At 73.9% G+C, this 20,694-nt stretch carries 18 protein-coding genes and 1 pseudogene; 8 read left to right on the top strand and 11 right to left on the bottom strand.

What is annotated here, in order from left to right:
* Positions 1-13 precede the first annotated feature (13 nt).
* On the bottom strand, positions 14-1,138 hold the full coding sequence (locus tag M8330_RS08720; protein ID WP_250827019.1) for a hypothetical protein: 1,125 nt from the start codon (positions 1,136-1,138) through the stop codon (positions 14-16).
* Between the two features lie 183 nt (positions 1,139-1,321).
* Here M8330_RS08720 and M8330_RS08715 point away from each other — a divergent pair, with 183 nt between their 5' ends.
* Entirely contained in the window at positions 1,322-2,374 is a 1,053-nt protein-coding gene (locus tag M8330_RS08715) for an NAD(P)-dependent alcohol dehydrogenase (RefSeq protein WP_250827018.1), read from the top strand.
* A 129-nt stretch (positions 2,375-2,503) separates the two neighbouring features.
* Here M8330_RS08715 and clpB read toward each other — a convergent pair whose 3' ends face one another.
* Positions 2,504-5,116, bottom strand: a complete 2,613-nt coding sequence (gene clpB / locus M8330_RS08710; protein ID WP_250827017.1) for an ATP-dependent chaperone ClpB — start codon at positions 5,114-5,116, stop codon at positions 2,504-2,506.
* A 301-nt stretch (positions 5,117-5,417) separates the two neighbouring features.
* Between clpB and M8330_RS08705 the strand changes: the two genes are divergently transcribed.
* Complete coding sequence (locus M8330_RS08705) at positions 5,418-6,887, top strand: hybrid sensor histidine kinase/response regulator (protein ID WP_250827016.1); 1,470 nt, start codon at positions 5,418-5,420, stop codon at positions 6,885-6,887.
* A gap of 24 nt (positions 6,888-6,911) precedes the next feature.
* On the opposite strand, the gene M8330_RS08700 is transcribed toward M8330_RS08705, so the two are convergent.
* The 4 genes from M8330_RS08700 to dnaK all read right to left on the bottom strand — a co-directional run bounded on the left by M8330_RS08700 (position 6,912) and on the right by dnaK (position 11,173).
* Complete coding sequence (locus M8330_RS08700; RefSeq protein WP_250051180.1) at positions 6,912-7,388, bottom strand: heat shock protein transcriptional repressor HspR; 477 nt, start codon at positions 7,386-7,388, stop codon at positions 6,912-6,914.
* The gene (gene dnaJ, locus M8330_RS08695) at positions 7,388-8,584 is read right to left on the bottom strand and encodes a molecular chaperone DnaJ (RefSeq protein ID WP_250827015.1); all 1,197 of its coding nucleotides are present in this window, start codon (positions 8,582-8,584) and stop codon (positions 7,388-7,390) included. Before dnaJ ends, M8330_RS08700 begins: the two co-directional genes overlap by 1 nt.
* Before the next feature lie 127 nt (positions 8,585-8,711).
* On the bottom strand, positions 8,712-9,326 hold the full coding sequence (gene grpE / locus M8330_RS08690; protein WP_250827014.1) for a nucleotide exchange factor GrpE: 615 nt from the start codon (positions 9,324-9,326) through the stop codon (positions 8,712-8,714).
* Positions 9,323-11,173 (bottom strand): molecular chaperone DnaK, encoded by a 1,851-nt coding sequence (gene dnaK, locus M8330_RS08685; protein WP_250827013.1) that lies wholly within the window; start codon positions 11,171-11,173, stop codon positions 9,323-9,325. Before dnaK ends, grpE begins: the two co-directional genes overlap by 4 nt.
* Positions 11,174-11,484: 311 nt before the next feature.
* Here dnaK and M8330_RS08680 point away from each other — a divergent pair, with 311 nt between their 5' ends.
* On the top strand, positions 11,485-12,006 hold the full coding sequence (locus M8330_RS08680) for a GNAT family N-acetyltransferase (protein ID WP_250051184.1): 522 nt from the start codon (positions 11,485-11,487) through the stop codon (positions 12,004-12,006).
* Positions 12,007-12,052: 46 nt separating this feature from the next.
* On the opposite strand, the gene M8330_RS08675 is transcribed toward M8330_RS08680, so the two are convergent.
* Positions 12,053-12,502 carry an NUDIX hydrolase gene (locus M8330_RS08675; protein ID WP_250051185.1) on the bottom strand — a complete coding sequence of 150 codons (450 nt, stop codon included), beginning with the start codon at positions 12,500-12,502 and terminating at the stop codon, positions 12,053-12,055.
* A 4-nt stretch (positions 12,503-12,506) separates the two neighbouring features.
* Complete coding sequence (locus M8330_RS08670) at positions 12,507-13,427, bottom strand: LysR family transcriptional regulator (protein WP_250827012.1); 921 nt, start codon at positions 13,425-13,427, stop codon at positions 12,507-12,509.
* An 87-nt stretch (positions 13,428-13,514) separates the two neighbouring features.
* Here M8330_RS08670 and M8330_RS08665 point away from each other — a divergent pair, with 87 nt between their 5' ends.
* Together M8330_RS08665 and M8330_RS08660 are read left to right on the top strand one after the other, a co-directional pair.
* Positions 13,515-14,279: an aspartate/glutamate racemase family protein gene (locus M8330_RS08665; protein WP_250827011.1), complete on the top strand. Its 765-nt coding sequence runs from the start codon at positions 13,515-13,517 to the stop codon at positions 14,277-14,279.
* 57 nt (positions 14,280-14,336) lie between these two features.
* Complete coding sequence (locus tag M8330_RS08660) at positions 14,337-15,173, top strand: aldo/keto reductase (protein ID WP_250051188.1); 837 nt, start codon at positions 14,337-14,339, stop codon at positions 15,171-15,173.
* A 104-nt stretch (positions 15,174-15,277) separates the two neighbouring features.
* Here M8330_RS08660 and M8330_RS08655 read toward each other — a convergent pair.
* Positions 15,278-16,594 (bottom strand): annotated as a pseudogene (locus tag M8330_RS08655) (MFS transporter).
* Positions 16,595-16,650: 56 nt separating this feature from the next.
* On the bottom strand, positions 16,651-17,235 hold the full coding sequence (locus M8330_RS08650) for a hypothetical protein (protein WP_250051191.1): 585 nt from the start codon (positions 17,233-17,235) through the stop codon (positions 16,651-16,653).
* 146 nt (positions 17,236-17,381) lie between these two features.
* Here M8330_RS08650 and M8330_RS22415 point away from each other — a divergent pair, with 146 nt between their 5' ends.
* Together M8330_RS22415 and M8330_RS08640 are read left to right on the top strand one after the other, a co-directional pair.
* Entirely contained in the window at positions 17,382-18,887 is a 1,506-nt protein-coding gene (locus tag M8330_RS22415) for a M1 family metallopeptidase (RefSeq protein WP_250827010.1), read from the top strand.
* A gap of 53 nt (positions 18,888-18,940) precedes the next feature.
* The gene (locus M8330_RS08640) at positions 18,941-19,426 is read left to right on the top strand and encodes a GNAT family N-acetyltransferase (protein WP_250051195.1); all 486 of its coding nucleotides are present in this window, start codon (positions 18,941-18,943) and stop codon (positions 19,424-19,426) included.
* Between the two features lie 44 nt (positions 19,427-19,470).
* Here M8330_RS08640 and M8330_RS08635 read toward each other — a convergent pair whose 3' ends face one another.
* A complete protein-coding gene (locus M8330_RS08635) occupies positions 19,471-19,866 on the bottom strand; it encodes a DUF1801 domain-containing protein (protein ID WP_250827009.1) in 396 nt (131 codons plus the stop codon).
* A gap of 154 nt (positions 19,867-20,020) precedes the next feature.
* On the opposite strand from M8330_RS08635, the gene M8330_RS08630 reads away from it, so the two are divergent.
* Positions 20,021-20,686 carry a nitroreductase family protein gene (locus M8330_RS08630; protein ID WP_250051199.1) on the top strand — a complete coding sequence of 222 codons (666 nt, stop codon included), beginning with the start codon at positions 20,021-20,023 and terminating at the stop codon, positions 20,684-20,686.
* Positions 20,687-20,694: the final 8 nt, after the last annotated feature.

Raw genomic sequence — 20,694 nt, 5'->3', positions numbered from 1 at the left:
CGGGGCCGGGTGGCTACTGCCCGCGCATCCAGGCGCTGACGTCCCCGCGGGCCAGCAGCACCACGGTGACCAGGCAGCCGCCGGCCGGCAGCAGGAGCACCGGCGAGGCCAGGGCGCCCAGCAGCATGAACAGGCCGGCCAGGGCGGCCGAGACCAGCAGCATCCAGCGGGCCCACTCGCGGCCGGTCCAGGTGAGCACGGCGAGGACGACGGCCGCCACGCACCACAGCACGAGCCCGCCGATCATCACCAGCATGAGCGTGAGCAGGGTGCCGCGGTCGAACGCCTCCGCGGCGGCGGGGTCGATGGCCTGCATCTGGGCGAGCGCGTCGTCGATGGCGGCGTCGACCTCGGCGGAGCCGGTGAGCAGCAGGGTGGCGCCCGAGAGCAGCAGCACCACGCCGATCATGCTGGCCACGCCCCAGGTGAGCAGGCAGGCCGAGACCACGGACTGCGGCCTGCGCCCCGGGGAGGGCCGGCCGGGGCGGCCGGTGACGACGCCGGGGTGCTGCGCGGGCGCGGGCCCGGCCTGCGGCGCGCCGAACGCGGTCGGGTGCGGGGGCGGCGTGCCGTCGGGGGCTCCGGCACCGCCGGCGGGCGGCCACCCGGAGCCGGGGGCCTGCGGGGACGGGGGGACCGGCGAGCCGGCGCGCGGGGCCGGGCGCTCGGGGCGGCGCAGCGTGGCGGTGGAGGCGTCCCACTCCGGCGGCGCCTTGTCGGGGTCGAACCACCAGCGGCCCGGCGGCAGCCAGAACATCACGGCGGCGGCGCCGACGATCGAGGTGAGGATGCTCCCCGAGACCAGGCCGAGCAGGAAGATCGGGGCGGCCAGCACGGTGACCACCAGCCGCGCCGGGCGCGAGCCCTGCCGCACCTGCCACCCGAGGATGGCGGTGACCACGGCGCACAGCGCCAGCACGATCGTCGCCCAGTGCAGCACGTCGAGCAGCTGGGTGGTGGTGACGTCCAGGTCGCTCCACGGCTCGGAGGCGGCCCACGCGGCGACCTGCTCCCGGCTCTCCAGTGAGCGCAGGTCCGCGACCCGCTCGTAGGAGCCGACGACGACGCCGACCGAGCCCAGGATCATCAGCCAGGCCGCGAGCCCGACCTGCGGCGGCCTCGGAGTTGCGTCGCTCACGGCTCCATCCTTCCAGACGGGTGGGAGCCGTCCGCCCGGGACCGGCCCCGGACCCGCGGGGGCGGCCCGGAGCCGCGCCGGGGACCGCCGGGGCCCTGTGGCCGACCCCTCACCCGTCCGGCTGCGAGAACGGGGCAGGCTGGTGGTGCCACCACGACCCCGACCCCCTGGGAGAGCTTCCCCATGACCGTGACCGTTCCCGCACTCGCCGCCGCCTCCGCCGACGCGCCCTTCGAGCGCGTCCAGCTGGAGCGCCGCGACCTGCGCCCGGACGACGTCCGCATCGACATCCGCTGGGCGGGCATCTGCCACAGCGACATCCACACCAAGCGTGAGGAGTGGGGCACCGCCCACTTCCCGCTCACCCCCGGCCACGAGATCCTCGGCACCGTCGTCGAGGTCGGCGACCAGGTGACCACCCACCAGGTCGGCGACGTCGTCGGCGTGGGCTGCTTCGTCGACTCCTGCATGGAGTGCGCCCCCTGCAAGGACGGCGAGGAGCAGTACTGCCTCAAGGGCGGCATCGGCACCTACGGCGTCGAGGACTACTACGGCGAGGTGACCCAGGGCGGCTACAGCGGCCAGGTCGTCGTCCGTGACCACTTCGCCGTGAAGATCCCGGACTCCTACACCGAGGCCGACTACGCCGCCGTGACCCCGCTGCTGTGCGCCGGCATCACCACCTACCACCCGCTCAAGGAGCACAACGTGGGCCCGGGCACCCGCGTCGGCGTCGTCGGCCTCGGCGGCCTCGGCCACGTGGCCGTGAAGCTGGCCGCCGCCATGGGCGCGGAGGTCTCCGTCTTCTCCCGCACCGACGCGAAGAAGGAGGACGGCCTCTCCTTCGGCGCCAAGCACTACTACGCCACCGAGGACGGCTCGGTCTTCTCCGACCTCGCCGGCTCCTTCGACGTCATCGTCAACACCGTCGGCGCGAACATCGGGCTGGACGCCTACATGGGTCTGCTCGACCGCGGCGGCGTGCTGCACGACGTCGGCGCCCCCGAGGAGAACCTGTCGGTCTCGGCGTTCTCGCTGCTCGTCAACCGCCGCTCGCTGGCCGGCTCGATGATCGGCGGACTGCCCGAGACCCAGGAGATGATCGACTTCGCCGCCGAGCACGGCGTCACCGCGACGGTCGAGGTCATCTCCGCCGACCAGGTCGACGAGTACTACGACAAGGTCGTGCACGGCCAGGTCCGCTACCGCGCGGTCATCGACACCGAGACCCTCTGAGGCTCACCCGCACCACGCAGCAGCCCCCGACCCTCACCGGGTCGGGGGCTGCTGTCGTTCCGGGGCGCGCCCGTCAGGCCTGCACGCTCAGGCCCGCACGCTCAGGCCCGCACGCTCACTCCTTCACGCTCACTCCTGCACGCTCAGGGCCAGGCCCTGTGCCGTGCCGTCGGCGTCCGGCGCCACGTCCACGTGGACGGTGCCGCCGTCGGTGACCTGGCCGCCGATGAGCAGCCGGGCCAGCGGGTCCCCGATCGCGGTCTGGACGAGGCGGCGCAGCGGGCGGGCGCCGTAGGCCGGGTCGTAGCCCGTGTCGGCGAGCCAGGTGCGGGCCGCGTCGGTGACCTCGACGTGGATGCGTCGGGCCGCCAGCCGCGTGTCGAGCAGCGCCAGCTGGAGGTCGACGATGTGGGCCAGCGCGTCCTTGGAGAGCGCCTCGAAGGTGACGATCTCGTCGAGCCGGTTGAGGAACTCGGGCTTGAACGCGCTGCGGACCACCGCGAGGACGGCCTCCCGCTGCTTCTCCGGGTCCAGCCCCGGGTCGACCAGGTGCTGGCTGCCCAGGTTGGAGGTGAGGATCAGCAGCGTGTTGCGGAAGTCCACGGTGCGGCCCTGCCCGTCGGTCAGGCGGCCGTCGTCCAGCACCTGCAGCAGGATGTCGAAGACCTCGGGGTGCGCCTTCTCCACCTCGTCCAGCAGCACGACGCTGTAGGGGCGTCGCCGCACGGCCTCGGTGAGCTGACCGCCCTCGTCGTAGCCGACGTAGCCCGGAGGGGCACCGACCAGGCGCGCCACCGAGTGCTTCTCGGAGTACTCGCTCATGTCGATGCGGACGATCGCCCGCTCGTCGTCGAAGAGGAAGTCGGCCAGCGACTTGGCCAGCTCGGTCTTGCCGACACCGGTGGGGCCGAGGAAGAGGAACGAGCCGGTCGGCCGGTTCGGGTCGGAGATGCCGGCCCGGCTGCGGCGCACCGCGTCGCTGACCGCCTCGACGGCCTCGCGCTGGCCGATCAGCCGCTCGCCGATGACCTCCTCCATCCGCAGCAGCTTGGCGGTCTCGCCCTCGAGCATGCGGCCGGTCGGGATGCCGGTCCACGCCTCGACGACGTCGGCGATCTGCTCGGGCCCGACCTCCTCGCCCACCAGGGGCTCGAGGTCGTCGGTGGGCTCGCTCTCGGCCGCCGCGGCGATCTGCCGCTCCAGGGCCGGGATGCTGCCGTAGAGGATCTTGCTGGCGCCGCCGAGGTCGCCCTGGCGCTGGAGGTTCTCCGCCTCCACGCGCAGCGCGTCGAGCTGACGGCGCAGCTCGCCCTCGCCCTCGAGGGTCTGCTTCTCCCGCTCCCAGCGCACCTCCAACGCGCGCAGCTCCTCCTCGGCGTCCGCGAGGTCGGCGCGCAGCGCGGCCAGCCGCTCCACGGAGGCGTCGTCGTGCTCCTTCTCGAGCGCGAACTCCTCCATCTTCAGCCGGTCCACGTGGCGGCGCAGCTGGTCGATCTCCTCCGGCGAGGACTCGATCTCCATGCGCAGCCGCGAGGCCGCCTCGTCGATCAGGTCGATCGCCTTGTCGGGCAGCTGGCGGCCGGTGATGTAGCGGTCGGAGAGGCCGGCGGCCGCGACCAGCGCGGCGTCGGTGATGCGGACGCCGTGGTGGGCCTCGTACTTCTCCTGGATGCCGCGGAGGATCTGGATGGTGTCCTCCACGCTGGGCTCGCCGACGAAGACCTGCTGGAAGCGACGCTCCAGCGCGGGGTCCTTCTCGATCGACTCGCGGTACTCGTCGAGCGTGGTGGCACCGATCATGTGCAGCTCGCCGCGCGCCAGCATCGGCTTGAGCATGTTGCCGGCGTCCATCTGGCTGTCGCCGCCGGCACCCGCCCCGACGACCGTGTGCAGCTCGTCGATGAAGGTGATGACCCGACCCTCGGCGGACTTGATCTCCTCGAGCACGGCCTTGAGCCGCTCCTCGAACTCGCCGCGGTACTTCGCGCCCGCGACCATCGCCGCCAGGTCGAGCGAGAGCACCCGCCGACCCTTGAGGGAGTCGGGCACGTCCCCCGCGACCACGCGCTGGGCCAGGCCCTCGACGACGGCGGTCTTGCCGACGCCGGGCTCGCCGATGAGCACGGGGTTGTTCTTGGTGCGCCGCGAGAGCACCTGCACCACGCGGCGGATCTCCGCGTCACGGCCGATGACGGGGTCGAGGCGACCCTCCTCCGCGGCGGCGGTGAGGTCGACGGAGTACTTCTCCAGGGCCTCGTAGGAGTCCTCGGCGTCCTGGCTGGTGACCCGCCGGTTGCCGCGCACGGCGGCCAGCGACTCCGTGAGCGCCTCGGCGCTCAGCCCGGCCTCGGCGAGCACGGTGCGGGCGCTGGACTCGACGGTGGCCAGCGAGATCAGCAGGTGCTCGCTGGCGACGTAGTCGTCCTTCATCGAGCCCGCGAGGTCGAGGGCCCCGGCGAGGACGCGGGTGAGGGCCGCCGAGGCGGCCGGCTGCTGCACGGTGGCCCCGGTGGCGCGGGGCAGCCGCTCGAGCGCGGCACGGGCCCCGGAGACGAGCGCGCCGGCGTCGACGCCGCTCCTGGTGACGAGGCTGCGGGCGACCCCGTCCTCCTGCGCGAGGAGCGCCACCAGCAGGTGGATCGGCTCCGTCGCGGTGCTGCCGCCCTGCGTGGCGGCGATCTGAGCAGCCTCGATGGCCTCGCGGCTGCGGGTGGTGAACTTCTCGGCGCCGAACTGGCTCATGAGTCCTGTCCCCTCCTGAACGACGACTTCCGCGACGTGCGCGGCCCACCACCCAGTGTGGCGGTCACCTGGCTCAACATCAAGAAAGTTGAGCCTATTCCACTCAAGTCGGGACGTTGTTCCCGCGGCGCCCGGCAGACCTGCGTGCCGCCGGGGGCCGTCCCGCGGGACGCGGGGCCACAGGGTGGCCACGGCGGCGCCACGTGTGGCCCACGTCTCGCCAACCGGTCCCGCTGGGCACCGATCCGTGCCAGTCTCCTCCTGAGAGTCCAGGCCCGCCCTCCCCCCGCGAAGAGGCCCCATGAGCAGCACCCGGCACCGCGTCGTGATCATCGACGACACCTCCGACCTGCGCGAGCTGCTCAGGCTGGCGCTGCACCGGGGTGGGTTCGAGGTGGTCGGCGAGGCCGGCGACGGCCGCCGCGGCGTGGAGGTCGTGCGCGAGACCGAGCCGGACATCGTCCTCCTGGACCTCTCGATGCCGGTCGTCGACGGGCTCGACGCGCTGCCGGCGCTGCGCCGCGCGGTGCCCGAGGCCACGATCATCGTGCTCTCCGGCTTCGGCGCCACGCAGATGTCCGACCGCGCGCTGGCCAACGGCGCGGACGGCTACGTGCAGAAGGGCAGCTCGCTGGACTCCGTGCTGGCCTACCTCCAGGACGTGGTGGCCGGCGTGCCCGCGGCCACCGCCCGCTCGCTGACGGTGGCGCAGCCGACCGCCCCGGACCAGGTGGTCCTGGAGGGGCACCACCCCGCCCCGTCCGACCACCGGCACCCGGCGCCGACGGGCGGCGGAGCGGGCGGCGGGGCGGGCGACGCCTGGGCCGAGGCGCTGGACCTCGCGCCGGTGGGCGTCGTGGAGCTGGCCGACGAGCCGCTGCTGCGGGTGCTGCGGATCAACCCGGTGGCCCGGCGCCAGCTGGACGGCGCGGACGTCGGCAGCCCCCTCGGCTTCGTCAACGGCCCCCTGGCCACGCTGGTGGCCTACCACCGGCTCAGCGACGACGCCGCCTTCGAGGTCGACCTCGGGGGCACGACCGCGCGGGTGGTGCTGCGCCGCAGCAGCCACGCCTCGCTGCTCGTCTACCTCGACTCGGGGCAGGACGACGTCGCCGTGCTGCGCCGCGCCATCGCCACCGCGGCCCACGAGATCCGCGGGCCGGTCGCGGTCATCTGCGGCATCGCGGAGGCCAGCACGTGGGGCGGCGGGTCCGAGCTGGACGGCGAGACCCAGGCCCGGCTGATGACCTCGGTCTCGCGGCAGGCCCGCATCCTCGACGGCATCACCGCGGACCTGCTCACCACCGCCCAGATCCAGCGGGGCACCCTGAGGCTGGACCCGCGCGAGGTCGACGTCGAGGCGACCGTCCGGGCGCTCGTCGCCGACCGCTTCGGCGACGAGGTCGAGGTGGTCGTCGAGGACGACCGGCGCGTCGTGGCGGACCCGCTGCGCCTGGAGCAGATGGTCACCAACCTCGTCGGCAACGCCCTGAAGTACGGGCAGGCGCCCTGGTCCGTGCACGTGCGGCCCGAGGGAGCCCTGGTCGCGATCGACGTCGTCGACCACGGCCGCGGCGTGCCCGAGGAGTTCCGCGCGCAGCTGTTCGCGGAGTTCTCCCGCGCCAGCGGCACCGTGGCCACCGGCACCGGCCTCGGCCTCTACGTGGTGCGCGGCCTGGCCGAGGCGCAGGGCGGCCGCGCCGGCTACGAGCCCGGCCAGTACGGCGGCTCGGTGTTCACGGTGGCGCTCCCGGCGGTCACGCAGGCCTGAGGGAAAGGCCTGAGGGAGCGGCGCTCAGCGCCCCCGGCGCCAGACGACCATCGACTGGCCGGGGTCGGGCCGGCGCAGCACGGGCAGGCGCCCGCCCGAGGAGGGAGCACCGGACGCCGGCTCGCCCGCCTGCGCCGCGCGCAGCCGCAGCGCGGCCTGGCGCAGCGCCTCGCGCAGGTGCTCGTTCTCGTCCACGAGCTCGCCGTTGCGGGCGGCGAGCGCGTCGACCTGGTTCTCCAGCTCGAGGATGCGTCGCACGCCCTCGATGCCGGTGCCGGACGCCGTCAGCTCGGCGATCTGGCGCAGCCGCTCGACGTCGCGCTGGCTGTAGCGGCGGCCACCCCCACCGGTGCGGCCGGGGGTGATGAGCCCCATCCGCTCGTAGGTGCGCAGCGTCTGCGGGTGCAGGCCGGTGAGCTCGGCAGCGACGGAGATGACGAAGACGGCCGCGTCCGGGTCACCGAACGGGCTGCCCCCGCCTGCTCCCTGGCGGCCCGCCATCACTGACCGGCCTGGCTGAACAGGTTGGCGCGCAGCGGCTTGTCGGCCATGGCCGCACGGTACGCCTCGACCGCGGCCCGGGCCTCGGCGTCGAGCTGGGCGGGCACGTGCACCTTGACCGTGGCGAGCAGGTCCCCGCGGGAGCCGTCCGCCTTGGGGGCGCCCTTGCCCCGGACGCGGAAGGTCCGGCCGTCCGGGGTGCCGGCCGGCACCCGCAGGGTGACCGGTGCGCCGCCGAGGGTGGGCACCTTGATCTCGGCGCCCAGGGCCAGCTCGTCGAAGCCGACGGGCACGTCGAGGGTGAGGTTGTCCTCCTTGCGACCGAAGACCCGGTGGCCGGAGACCTTCACCGTGACGAAGAGGTCGCCGGCGGGGCCGCCGTTCTCGCCGGGGGCGCCCTTGCCGCGCAGCCGGATGCGCTGCCCGTCCTTCACGCCCGCGGGGATGCGGGCCTGGATGGTGCGCGCGGAGCGGCCGCGACCGGAGCCCAGGCAGGTGGGGCAGGGCTGGTCGTAGGTGAGCTGGCGGCCGCCGCAGGCGGGGCAGGTCTCGTTCATCGAGAAGGCGCCGCCGACGCTGTTGGTGACGAAGCCCGTGCCCTCGCACTCGGGGCACACGTGCGGCTTGGTGCCGGGCTTGCCGCCGGTGCCGGAGCAGGTCTCGCAGGCGGTCTCGGAGGTGAGCCGCAGCGAGATCGTCACGCCGTCGATGGCGTCGGTGAAGCTGATGGTGGCGCTGGACTCGACGTCCGCGCCCTTGGTGGCCCGGGGCCGGCGCTGCTGGCGACGTCCGCCACCGCCGAAGAGGTCGCCGAACATGTCGCCGAAGCCGCCGGAGCCGCCCTGGTCGCGCAGCAGGTCCTCGAGGTTGATCCCGCCCTGCTGGCCGAAGCCGTAGCCGCTGGTGCCGCCGGCGTTGTGCCCGAAGCCCGGGCGGAAGCCGGAGCCGTAGGCGCTGCGGAACTCGTCGTACTTCGTGCGCTTGTCGGGGTCGCCGACGACGTCGTAGGCCTCGGCGACCTCCTTGAAGCGGTCGTGCTTCAAGGTGTCGTCGGGGTTGGAGTCGGGGTGGTTCTCGCGCGCGAGCTTGCGGTAGGCCTTCTTGATCTCGTCCGCGCCGGCGTCCCTCTTCACGCCGAGCACGGAGTAGAAGTCCTTCTGCGCCCAGTCGGCGCGGAAGCCGTCGTTGTCAGCCATCTGGCCTCCTCCTCTCGCTCACGCGGGTCGTGCCCTCGCTCATGGTCCCCGGCCCCGGGGGCGCCGCGGGGGCGCCGCTCCGGGGCCGGGCGGGTGGTGCTGGGTCCTGCTGGGTGGTGCTGGTCGCTCAGCCCTCGGCCGGGTCGACCACGAGCACCTGGGCGGCGCGGACGACGCGGTCGCCGATCCGGTAGCCGGCCTTGGCGATCACCTTGCACGTGGTGACGCTGACCTCGGGGTCGGTGCCCACGTGGGAGAGCGCCTCGTGCAGGTTGGGGTCGAAGGCGTCACCGGGCTCGCCGAAGCGGACGAGGCCGGAGGAGGCCACCGTGCGCTCGAGCTGCTCGGCCACGGCCTTGAACCCGCCCTCGAGCGGCTCGTGGTCGCGGGCGCGGTCGATGGTGTCCAGCACCTCGACGATGGGCGCGAGCGCCTGGTAGGTGGCGTTCTCGCGCAGCTGCTCGCGGTCCCGCTCGACGCGCCGCTTGTAGTTGACGAACTCGGCCTGCAGGCGCTGGAGGTCCGCGGTGCGCTCGGCGGCGCGGGCCTCGGCCTCGGCGACGGGGTCGACGGTCTCCTCCACCACGGGCTCGGCGGCCGGGGTGTCGGCGTTCGTCTCGTCAGCGGCCAGCGGCTGCTCGACCTCGGTCTCCTCGGTCATCGTCGCTGCCTCCTCTCCGAAGGTGCCGCCGGGGGCGGGAGCGGCCTGCTCCCGCCCCGCGGCGTCGTCGGCCTGGGTCACTTGGACTCGTCCGTGGAGTCCTCGTCCACGACCTCGGCGTCGACGATGTCGTCGTCGGCCTCGCCCGTGGCACCGGTGGTGCCGCCGGCGGCCTCCGCGTCGGCCTCGGCCGCGGCGTACATGGCCGCACCCATCTTCTGGCTGGACTCGTTGAGCTTGCTGACGCCGGCCTCGATGTCCTCGGCCGAGGCGTCCTCCTTCTCGAGGGTCGCCTTGAGGGCGTCGACGTCGGTCTGCACCTCGGTCTTGACGTCCTCGGGCAGCTTCTCGCCGTTGTCGGTGAGGAACTTCTCGGTCGAGTAGACGAGCTGCTCGGCCTGGTTGCGGGTCTCCACCGCGGCGCGACGCTTGGCGTCCTCCTCGGCGTACTGCTCGGCCTCGCGGACCATCCGGTCGATGTCGTCCTTGGAGAGCGCGGAGCCGCCGGAGATCGTCATGGACTGCTCCTTGCCGGAGGCCTGGTCCTTGGCGATCACGTGGACGATGCCGTTGGCGTCGATGTCGAAGGTGACCTCGATCTTCGGCACGCCGCGCGGGGCCGGCGGGAGGCCGGTCAGCTCGAAGTTGCCGAGCGGCTGGTTCTGGGCCCACATCTGGCGCTCGCCCTGGGCGACCTTGATCTCCACCGACGGCTGGTTGTCGTCCGCGGTGGTGAAGATCTCCGACCGCTTGGTGGGGATGGTGGTGTTGCGCTCGATGAGGCTGGTCATGACGCCGCCCTTGGTCTCGATGCCCAGCGACAGCGGGGTCACGTCGAGCAGGAGCACGTCCTTGACCTCGCCCTTGAGCACGCCGGCCTGGAGCGCGGCGCCGTCGGCGACGACCTCGTCGGGGTTGACGCCCTTGTTGGGCTCCTTGCCGCCGAGCAGGCTCTTGACCAGGTCAAAGACGGCGGGCATGCGGGTCGAGCCGCCGACCATGACCACGTGGTCGATGGCGGAGACGTTGACGCCGGCGTCCTTGAGGACGGCCTGGAACGGCTTCTTGGTCCGCTCGAGCAGGTCCTCGGTGAGGCGCTGGAACTCGCCGCGGGTCAGGCGCTCCTCGAAGTGGAGGGGGCCGGACTCGCCGTGGGTGATGTAGGGCAGGTGGATGGTGGTCTCGGACGAGCTGGAGAGCTCGATCTTCGCCTTCTCCGCCGACTCCTGGAGGCGCTGCTGGGCGATCTTGTCCTTGGACAGGTCGACACCGTTGGCGTCCTTGAACTTCTTGACCATCCAGTCGACGACGCGGTTGTCCCAGTCGTCGCCACCGAGGTGGTTGTCACCGGAGGTGGCCTTCACCTCGACGACGCCCTCGCCGACCTCGAGGAGGGACACGTCGAACGTGCCGCCACCGAGGTCGAAGACCAGGATCGTCTGGTCCTCGCCCTTGTCCAGGCCGTAGGCCAGGGCCGCGGCGGTGGGCTCGTTGACGATGCGGGAGACGTTCAGGCCCGCGATCTCGCCGGCCTCCTTCGTCGCCTGGCGCTGCGCGTCGGAGAAGTACGCCGGCACGGTGATGACCGCGTCGGTGACGTCCTCACCGAGGTAGGCCTCGGCGTCGCGCTTGAGCTTCTGCAGGATGAAGGCGCTGATCTGCTGGGGCGTGAACGACTTGTCGTCGATCGCGGTCTTCCAGTCCGTGCCCATGTGGCGCTTGACGGACCGGATGGTCCGGTCGACGTTGGTGACGGCCTGACGCTTGGCCACCTCGCCGACGAGGACCTCGCCGGACTTGGAGAACGCGACGACCGAGGGGGTCGTGCGAGCGCCCTCGGCGTTCGCGATGACGGTGGGCTCGCCACCCTCGAGGACCGACACGACGGAGTTCGTGGTGCCGAGGTCGATACCGACCGCACGGGCCATGGTGAGTACCTCCTGGTGTGGAGCGCCCTCCCCGGTCGGGGTCGGGCTGCTCGGGTTTGCTGCTGCCTGTCTGTGGGCCGCGTCCGCTCCGCCTCGCTCGGGGGCGGACGGCGGCGGGCTCAGGGGGCCCCGCTGATCGCTCAGCCGGGCTCGTCGAGAACCACTATGCGTCGCTGCCGACTCTCGTACAAGTCTCTTGAGTGGCATCGACTCAACTTTTCTCACTGGGTGCAATGCTGCCGCGCGTCGATCCATTCCCGGTGACCCGAAAGGAGTTGGCCGCGGCGCCCAGGAGCAGCGACCGTGTCCCCATGAGCACCGAGCCCGTCCTGCGCAGCCTCACCGTCGACGACGAGGCGGCCGTGCGCGCCGCCCACTCCGAGCTCTCGGCGGACGACTTCACCTTCCTCCTCGAGATCGGCGAGGACGAGCCGTGGGCCGACTTCGTGGAGCGGCTGCCCACCCTGCGCACCGACCCGCCCGCAGGCCGCGTGCCGGCCGAGTTCCTGGTCCTCGTGGTCGACGGGGAGATCGCCGGCCGCGTCTCGATCCGGTACGAGCTGAACGACTGGCTGACCCGGTGGGGCGGCCACGTCGGCTACGGCGTGCGACCCGGCTTCCGGCGCCGCGGCTACGCCTCGCTGATGCTGACCAGCGCGCTCCAGCGGCTCGCGGAGGCCGGGGTGGAGCAGGCCCTGGTGACCTGCGACGACGGCAACCTCGGCTCGGCCGCCGTCATCCTCGGCTGCGGCGGGGTGCTCGAGGACGTCGTCCCCGGCCCGGAGGACGACCCGACCCCGAAGCGCCGCTACTGGGTGCCCACGACCCGCTGACCCCGGCCCCCGAGTCCGGCCCCGAGTCGGACGCAGCGCCGGCGCGTCAGGCGATGAGGCCCGCCATGCGCAGGCCGATGTCGACCACGGAGACGCGGTCGAGCACGGCGATCTCGTCGAGGGAGAACCAGCGCGCCTCGTCCGTGGAGCCGTCGACCTCGGGCGCGAGCTCGCCCCCGACGACGTGCGCCTTGAAGATGGTGCGCACGGCCTTGAACGGACGGTCGGTGTCGACGTGGCGGCGGTGCGGGTCGAGCACGTAGCTGTCCACGCCCAGGAGGCCGCACAGCTCGGCCTCGTAGCCGGTCTCCTCGCGGACCTCGCGCACGACGCCCTGCTCCACGTTCTCGTGCAGCTCGACGCCGCCGCCGGGCAGCGTCCACTGCCGACGGGTGCCCTCGTTCCACAGGGCCAGCAGGACGCGGACGTCCCCGCCCTCACCGTCGACGACGACGGCGTACGAGGCCAACCGGGTGTCGTAGGCGGTGTAGTGCATCCTCCTAGTCTGCCGCGCCGACCCCGACGGGCCGAACCGAGGTGCCCGCGGCCGCGACCGTCTCCAGGCGCGAGAGCAGCGCCGCGGTGGCCGGCACGGCGTCGGCGCCGACCCGGTGCACGACCCCCACGTGCCGCTCACCCAGCCCGGCCAGCGGCCGCACCGTGACGTCCGGGTGCCGGTAGGCGGCCAGGGCCGAGGCGGGCAGCGCGGTGACGCCCAGCCCGCGCGCCACGAGGTTCTGCACCACGACGTAGTCGTCGGTGGTGTGCCGCAGCGCAGGCTCGAACCCGGCCGCCCGGCACGCCGCCAGCAGGTGCGTGCGGCACCGGACGCAGCCACCCACCCAGGGCTCGTCGGCCAGGGCCGCGAGGGTGGACGGGGCGGGGCGGCCGGGCCCGGTCACGAGCAGCACCGGCTCCACCAGGAGCGGCCGCCACACCAGGGGGCCGAGGTCGGCGGGCGGTCCGTCGTGCGCGAAGGCGAGCGCGAGGTCGGCGTCACCGGCGAGCACGGCCGGCACGGACGTCTCGGGCTCGGCCTCCTCCAGCCCCACGGTCACGCCCCGGTGGGCGCGCGCCAGCGCCTCGATCGCCGCCGGCACGAGGGTCGCCGCCCCGCTCGGGAAGGCCTGGAGCCGCACCCGGCCCGCCCGCAGCCCGGCCAGCGCGGCCAGCTCCTCCTCCGCGGCGTGCAGCTCGGCGGCCACGGCGTCGGCCCGCCCCAGGAGCGCCGCGCCCGCCTCGGTGGCCGTGACCCCGGTCGAGGTCCGCAGGAGCAGCGGGACGCCGGCGTCCCGCTCGAGCGCCCGCAGGTGCTGGCTCACGGCCGGCTGGGTCCACCCGAGGTCGCGGGCGGCGGCGGTGATGGAGCCGGCGCGCAGCACCGCACGGAGGATGAGGAGTCGTCGCACGTCGAGGGCCACGCGCTCAGCCTCCCATAAGCACACGTGATGGATCGGCCAAGAAGAACAGGTCTTCCTTGGGTGGCGCGGCGTGACGAGCATGGAGCCATGAGCACCGCGCAGCCCGGCAGCCGGGCCCCGATGACGACCCTCGGCCTGGTCGGCGGCATGTCCTGGCACTCCACCGTGACCTACTACCGGCGGATCAACGAGGTCGTCGCGCAGCGGCGCGGCGGGCACGCCTCCGCCCCGATCGCCCTCCAGTCGCTGGACTTCGACGAGGTCCGGGCGTGCCAGGTCGCGCAGGACTACGAGGCCTCCGGTCGGCTGCTGGCCCGGGCCGCGCAGCGGTGCGTCGCCGGCGGCGCCGAGGCGGTGGCGATCTGCACCAACCTCATGCACAAGAACGCCCCCGCCGTGGAGGCGGCCGTCGAGGTGCCGCTCGTGCACATCGCCGACGCCGTGGCCGTGCGGGCGCGCGTCCTCGGCGTCACCACCGTCGGGCTGCTGGGCACCCGGCCGGTGATGGAGGAGGACTTCTACGCGCAGCGGCTCGCCCGGCACGGGATCGACGTGGTGACCCCGGGCCCCGAGGACCGTGTCGAGGTCGACCGGGTGGTCTTCGAGGAGCTGACCCGGGGCGTGCTGCGCGAGGACAGCCGCGCGCGGTACCTGCGGATCATCGCGGACCTGGCCGAGCGCGGCGCCGGGGCCGTCGCCCTGGCCTGCACCGAGATCGGGCTGCTCGTCGGGCCCGACGACACCGACCTGCCGCTGGTCGACACCGCCCTGGCCCACGCCGACCTGCTGGCGGAGGTCTGCCTCGGCAGCGACCTGGACGCCCTGCTCCCTCACCCCGTCGGGCGGGTGTAGAGCACCCCGTCCGCGAGGGTGATGAACGGACCGGACCCTGGTGGTCCTCTGGAGGACATGTCCGTTCCCAGCATCCTCCTGAACAACGAGACCGCCATCCCGCAGCTCGGCTTCGGCGTCTACCAGATCCCGCCGGCCCAGACGGCCGACTCGGTCAGCACGGCGCTGGAGGTCGGCTACCGCCACGTCGACACCGCGCAGATGTACGGCAACGAGCAGGAGACCGGCGTCGCGATCGCCTCCTCCGGCATCCCGCGCGACGAGCTGTGGATCACCTCCAAGCTCAACAACGGCTTCCACTCCCCCGACGACGTCAAGCGCGCCTTCGACGACACCGTGGGCAAGCTCGGCACCCACGTCGACCTGTTCCTCATCCACTGGCCGCTGCCCGGCATCGACGTCGACTACGTCGAGACCTGGAAGGCCATGACCGAGCTGGTCGGCAACGGCGCCCGCGGGGTCGGTGTCTCCAACTTCCAGCCCGACCATCTCCAGCGGATCATCGCCGAGACCGGCACCGTGCCCGCGGTGAACCAGATCGAGGTCCACCCGTTCTTCGGCAACGAGGCCGCCCGCGCCGCCACGCACCAGGCCGGCGCGATCGTGGAGGCGTGGTCGCCGATCGCCCAGGGCGCCGTGCTCGACGACGACACCATCGGCAAGGTCGCCGCCGCCCACGGCAAGTCCGCCTCGCAGGTGACCCTGCGCTGGCACGTCCAGCGCGGCGACGTGGTCTTCCCGAAGTCGACCCACCGCGAGCGCATGGTCGAGAACTTCGAGATCTTCGACTTCGAGCTCTCCGAGGACGAGATGACCGCCATCTCCGGCCTCGACAAGGGCGAGGACGGCCGCACCGGCCCCAACCCCGACGGGTTCAACTACATCCCGAAGTGAGCCCCGGTCGCCGTCCGGTCCACTCCGGCCCGACGCCCCGGCCCGACGCTCCAGCCCGACGCCCGCCCCGCCACCGCGGGGCGGGCGTCGCCGCGTCCGGAGGACTACCCGGCCATGTCCTCCCCCAGGTCCTCGCCCGCCGCGCGCCTGGTCTCGCGCTCGGCGAGCGCGAACGGGTCGGTGCGGGCGTCGTAGCTCCAGAAGTCGCGCAGCCAGGCGGCGGTGAGCGCGACGCCGGCCACGCAGGCCACGCCCCCCGACGCGATGGACCCGCGCACCGACCACAGGTCGGCCACCAGCCCGGCGCGCACCTGCCCACCCAGCGGGCCGACGGAGTAGCTGAGCATCTCGATCCCGGCCAGGCGGCCCCGCATGGACTCGGGGATCGTCTGGTTCCACACCGTGCCCCGGAAGACGCCGGAGACCATGTCGGCCGCGCCCGAGAGCGCGAGGAACGCCGCCACCAGCCAGAACGAGGGCATCAGCCCGGCGAGGGCGATGCACGCGCCGTAGGCCATGGCGGCCAGCGTGATCGCGCGGCCGTGGTGGTGGACGCGGCTCGTCCAGCCCGAGAGCGCGGTGGCCACCAGCGCACCCACGGTCTCGGCCGAGTACAGCAGGCCCAGCAGCTCCGGGCGGGAGAAGACCTCCTCCACCAGGGCCGGGAACAGCACCACCGGCATCGCCAGCAGCATCGCGGCCACGTCCACCAGGTAGGTGCCCAGCAGGTCGCGGCGACGCAGGGCGTACGTGAGCCCGTCCCGGATGCCGGCCAGGCTCGGCGGCGTCGTCTCCTCCCGGTGCGGGTAGCGGCGCATGCCCGCGTACAGCGCCGTGGCGACCACCAGCCCCGCCACGTCCACCACGAATCACCAGCCCAGGCCGACGTAGGCGATGAGCAGGCCGCCGAGCGCCGGCCCCAGCAGGACGCCGAGCTGCATGCCGAGGCTGACCAGCGCCTGGGCCGCGGTCAGCTGGTCGTGGGTGACCGTGCGCGGCATCAGCGCCTCGCGGGAGGGCCGCTGCAGCGACGAGGCGGAGGCCAGGACGGCGGCGACCACGAAGAGCGGCCAGAGCCGCGGCGGCCCCAGCAGGCCGAACGCGTGGACGGCGAGGGCGGTGCTCGCCAGGGCCTGGACGAGGCCGGTGACGACCAGCAGCCGACGACGGTCGACGTGGTCGGCGAGGGCGCCGCCGTACAGGCCGAACACGACCAGCGGCACCAGCTCGACGAGCCCGATCGCGCCAACGGCGAGGTTGGAGCCGGTGAGCCGGTAGACCTGGAAGGGGATGGCGACGTAGGTGACCATCCCGCCCAGGTAGAAGACGGTGCCGGCGACCAGGAGGAGCCGGAAGTCCCGCGACGTGCGCCACGGGGTCGTGTCGAGGCGCAGGCTGCGCAGCCGCTCGACCCAGGTCACCCGCCGATCCTGGCAGGGCGGAGCGGGTGCGGCGAGCGGATATCAGGCGGGCGCAGTCAGCCGACGGTGACGGTGACCGTGTTGGACGTGCGGTCGGAGTCGGAGTCGAGCACCCGGAACTTCACCTCACCGGCGTAACCGGTCTGCACGTAGGTGCTGAAGGTGCCGCCCGAGACCACGGCGGTGACCGGGAAGTCGGTCCACGAGCCGTCCTGGAGACGCTGGACCTGGAGCACGGAGCCCTCGCCGCCCTTGTAGGTGCCGGTCAGGTCGATCCGCTCCATGGAGGAGACCTGCTGCGGCGAGGCGCTGAGCGAGATCCGCTTCTGCTTCTGCTTCTTCTTGTTGTTCTTCTTCGCGGACCCGCCGTCGCCCTGGCTGCCGCCGCCGGAGGAGGCCGTACTGGTCTCCTCCGAGGGCTCGCTGGTGGCGGAGGTGCGGGTCGGACGCGGCGCGTACAGGGTCTCCCCGGCGCTCACGTCCGCGGTGCTGTCGGCGGTGCTGGTCTCACCGAGACCGGCGACGCGGGACCCGGCCAGGGCCACGACCCCGAGCACCAGGCCGATCGCGACCGCGACGCCCACGAGGGCGACGAGACCGACGAGGACGGGGTGGTCCTCCGAGGGCTTGAAGCGGGCCACGGGCACTCCTGGCTGCGACGACGACGAGCGGGCCGACCCATTGTTGCCGACCGGCCCCAGCGCTCCAACCCGCCGGGCCGACGCCGCGGTCCGCAACCTCCGTGCTCCGCTGCCGCGCCGCGTCCCGGAGCCCCTATCGTCAGCACGTGCCTCGCCCCCGCCCCCACCGCGCCAGGCGCGTGCTCGCCGGCCTGCTCGCCCCCGCGACCGCGGCCTCCCTCCTCCTCACGGGGGCCGGTGCGGGAGTCGGTGCGGGAGTCGGTGCGGGAGTCGGTGCAGGAGTCGGCGCAGGCGCCGGCCGCGGCGACCAGCCCGACCGGACGCCCCCGAGCGACACCCTCTTCCCCGGGTCCGGCACCTCCGACCTCGACGTGCGCGCCTACCGGGTGCTGCTCGACCACGACCCGGCGACCCACCTCACGCACGCGAGCGTGCGGGCGGTGGCCGTGGCCACCCGCGCGCTCACCGAGGTGCACCTCGACTACACGGGACCCGAGGTCACCGAGGCGCGGGTCGACGGGGTGGCGGTCGCGACCGAGCAGGCCGGCCACGTGCTGACGCTGACGCCCGCCACTCCCGTGCAGGGCCGCTTCCGCCTGCGCGTCGACTACGTGGGGCGCCCCACCTCCCTCCAGGACCCCGACGGCAGCACCGAGGGCTGGGTGCGCACCTCCGACGGGTTCACCGCCCTGGGCGAGCCGCTGGGCACCCGCACCTGGCTGCCGGTGAACAACACCCCGGCGGACAAGGCCCGCGTCGACGTGCAGGTCACCGTGCCCACCGGCTGGACGGCCGTGGCCGGCGGCGCGCTGGTCTCTCACACCACCGGCGAGGCCGGGGACGCCGGCAGCACCGGCCTGACCTGGAGCGAGCCCACCGAGACGTGGCGCTGGCGCGACACCCGGCCGGTCGCCCCGCACCTGGTGCTGCTGGCCGTGGGCAAGTTCGACACCCGCGCCCGCGAGGTGCACCTCACCGGCGGCCGCACGGTGCCCGCCTGGTTCGTCGAGGACGCGGCCGGCCCGAACGCGCGGGCCGCCCGCCGCGTCCTGCCCGAGGCGCTGCGGTTCCTCGAGCGCCGCTTCGGCCGCTACCCCTTCGCCAGCACCGGGCACGTCGTGGACGACGCCTCCGTCGGGTACGCGCTGGAGACCCAGACGCGGCCCTTCTACCCCACCGGGTGGACCCCCACCACGACCGTGGTCCACGAGCTGGCCCACCAGTGGTTCGGCAACTCCGTGGGCATCGAGGACTGGCACGACCTGTGGCTGGCCGAGGGTTTCGCCACCTACGCGGAGTGGGTCTGGGAGGGCGCCCACCACGGCGCCGGCCCGGCCCGGCAGCTCGACCGGCTCTACGCCCGGTCGGCGGCCTCCTCGTTCTGGTCGCCGGCGCCGACCACGTTCACGGACCCGACCGACCTGTTCGGCGAGGCCGTGTACCTGCGGGGCGCGATGACCCTCCAGGCGCTGCGCGAGCGCATCGGGCACCGCGACTTCTGGCGGGTGGTGCGCGCCTGGGGCCGCGAGCACCGGCACGGCACCGCGACCACGGCGGACTTCGAGCGCCTCGCCGAGCGCGTCTCCGGCCGCCGGCTGCACCGGTTCTTCACCGCCTGGCTCCGCACCCCGGAGAGGCCCGCCGGCTACTGACCCGCCGCTGGGGCTGGTCGTGGCAGGAGTCGTGCCCGTGGCAGGGTCGGGCCGTGGCAGAGACACCCGACACCCTGGTCGCCGGCGACCGCACCTTCCGCGTGCGCCGCGCGCGCCGCGACGACGTGCCCGCCGTGGTCGCCCTGCTGCGCGCCGACCCCGTCAGCGCGACCCGCGAGCAGGCGCCGGACGAGGCCTACCTGCGGGCGTTCGAGGAGGTCGACGCCGACCCGCGGCACCTGCTGGCGGTGGTGGTCGGGGACGACGACCGGCCCGTCGCCACGGCTCAGCTGATGCTGCTGCCGCACCTCTCGCGGGGCGGCGCGACGCGGCTCCAGGTCGAGGCGGTGCAGGTCGGGTCCCAGGCCCGCGGCACCGGCCTGGGCACGGCGCTGATGGAATGGGCGCACGCCTGGGGCCGCGCGCACGGCGCCACGCTGGTGCAGCTGACCAGCGACGTCACCCGCACCGACGCCCACCGCTTCTACGAGCGGCTCGGGTACACGCGCAGCCACGCCGGCTTCAAGCGTCCCCTCTGAAGCGGCCGCCTTCGCCGGCCCCTCCGGTCGGCCTCCTGCCGGTCTCAGTGCAGCGGCGTCGCGCCAGCCTCGGAGGAGAGCGTGGCCGCGACGCGGCCGACGAGCGCGTACGGCGTGCGCACCAGCGGCACCTCGAGGCCGCCGTCCTTGACGTAGGGCGCCATGTCCTCGGCGAGCTCCGCGGTGGCTCGGCGCGGCAGCGGCGCGAGGCGCAGGTGGTCGGTGCGGACCTCGACGGAGAGGAAGTCGGTGCCGTCCATGGTGAACGTGGGCAGGCCGCGGCGCATCCGCTCCCCGGCGATCGGGACGGCGGCGTGCACGGCGCGCCGCAGCTCCTGGAGCTCGATCTGGAGCCGGGCGGGGTGGGAGCCCACGTAGTCGTCCACGGTGGCGTGCAGGTCGGTGTCGGCGGCCCGAGCGGGCGGATCGGTGAGAGACACGGGGTTCCTCGCGTTCGTCGTCAGGGGGAGGACGGGGCGGCGGCGGCGCCGGGTGGTGCGATCCGAGAGGGGTAGGCCGTCCACGGTAGACCCCCTCCCCGCTCCTGGTCGCCCCCTTGGCGACACTCCTCCGACGACGGGCCAGACTGGGGCCGTGGAGTTCCGCGAGGTCGTGCGTCGCCGCCGCATGGTGCGCGACTACTCCGAGGAGCCGGTCGACCCCGGGGCCGTGGAGCGGATGCTCCGGCACGCGGTGCGCGCCCCCAGCGCCGGGTTCACCCAGGGCTGGGGCTTCGTCGTGCTCGACCGCCCCGCCGACGTCCACGCGTTCTGGCTGGCCACCGCGGGGGCCGCACGGCTGGCGGACCCCGACCCCTGGCTGCAGGGGATGTCGCGCGCGCCCGTCGTGGTGGTGCCGTGCAGCAGCCGCGAGGCCTACCTCGCCCGCTACGCCGAGCCCGACAAGGCCGGCGCCCGTCGCGGCGGCACCGGCGTGGAGGGCTCGCCCTGGCTGGTGCCGTACTGGCACACCGACGCCGCGATGGCCGCCCTGCTGATCCTCCAGACCGCCGTCGACGAGGGGCTGGGCGCCTGCTTCTTCGGCCTGCCGGTCGACTCCGACGCGGCCGTGCGCGCCACGCTCGGCCTCCCCGACGACGTCACGCCGGTCGGGGCGGTGACCGTGGGCCACCCGGCACCTCGGCAGGAGCGCGAGGGCACGGGCAGCGGGTCGCCCCGCCGTCGTCCGCGCCGCCCCCTGGACGAGGTGGTGCACCGCGGCCGCTGGGGAGCGCCCCCACCGGGGCCTCCTGCGGGCTAGCCTGCCGA

Origin of the sequence: Nocardioides bruguierae, from assembly GCF_023656415.1 — a bacterium.
GTDB lineage: Bacteria > Actinomycetota > Actinomycetes > Propionibacteriales > Nocardioidaceae > Nocardioides > Nocardioides bruguierae.
The sequence above is the reverse complement of the archived record's forward strand: the minus strand, read 5'-3'. Positions and strand labels throughout refer to the sequence as shown.

Coding starts and splice junctions, on each gene's coding strand:
- M8330_RS08715 (WP_250827018.1), top strand. CDS start 1,322: ATGACCGTGACCGTTCCCGCACTCGCCGCCGCCTCCGCCGACGCGCCC.
- clpB (WP_250827017.1), bottom strand. CDS start 5,116: ATGAGCCAGTTCGGCGCCGAGAAGTTCACCACCCGCAGCCGCGAGGCC.
- M8330_RS08705 (WP_250827016.1), top strand. CDS start 5,418: ATGAGCAGCACCCGGCACCGCGTCGTGATCATCGACGACACCTCCGAC.
- M8330_RS08700 (WP_250051180.1), bottom strand. CDS start 7,388: ATGGCGGGCCGCCAGGGAGCAGGCGGGGGCAGCCCGTTCGGTGACCCG.
- dnaJ (WP_250827015.1), bottom strand. CDS start 8,584: ATGGCTGACAACGACGGCTTCCGCGCCGACTGGGCGCAGAAGGACTTC.
- dnaK (WP_250827013.1), bottom strand. CDS start 11,173: ATGGCCCGTGCGGTCGGTATCGACCTCGGCACCACGAACTCCGTCGTG.
- M8330_RS08680 (WP_250051184.1), top strand. CDS start 11,485: ATGAGCACCGAGCCCGTCCTGCGCAGCCTCACCGTCGACGACGAGGCG.
- M8330_RS08675 (WP_250051185.1), bottom strand. CDS start 12,502: ATGCACTACACCGCCTACGACACCCGGTTGGCCTCGTACGCCGTCGTC.
- M8330_RS08665 (WP_250827011.1), top strand. CDS start 13,515: ATGAGCACCGCGCAGCCCGGCAGCCGGGCCCCGATGACGACCCTCGGC.
- M8330_RS08660 (WP_250051188.1), top strand. CDS start 14,337: ATGTCCGTTCCCAGCATCCTCCTGAACAACGAGACCGCCATCCCGCAG.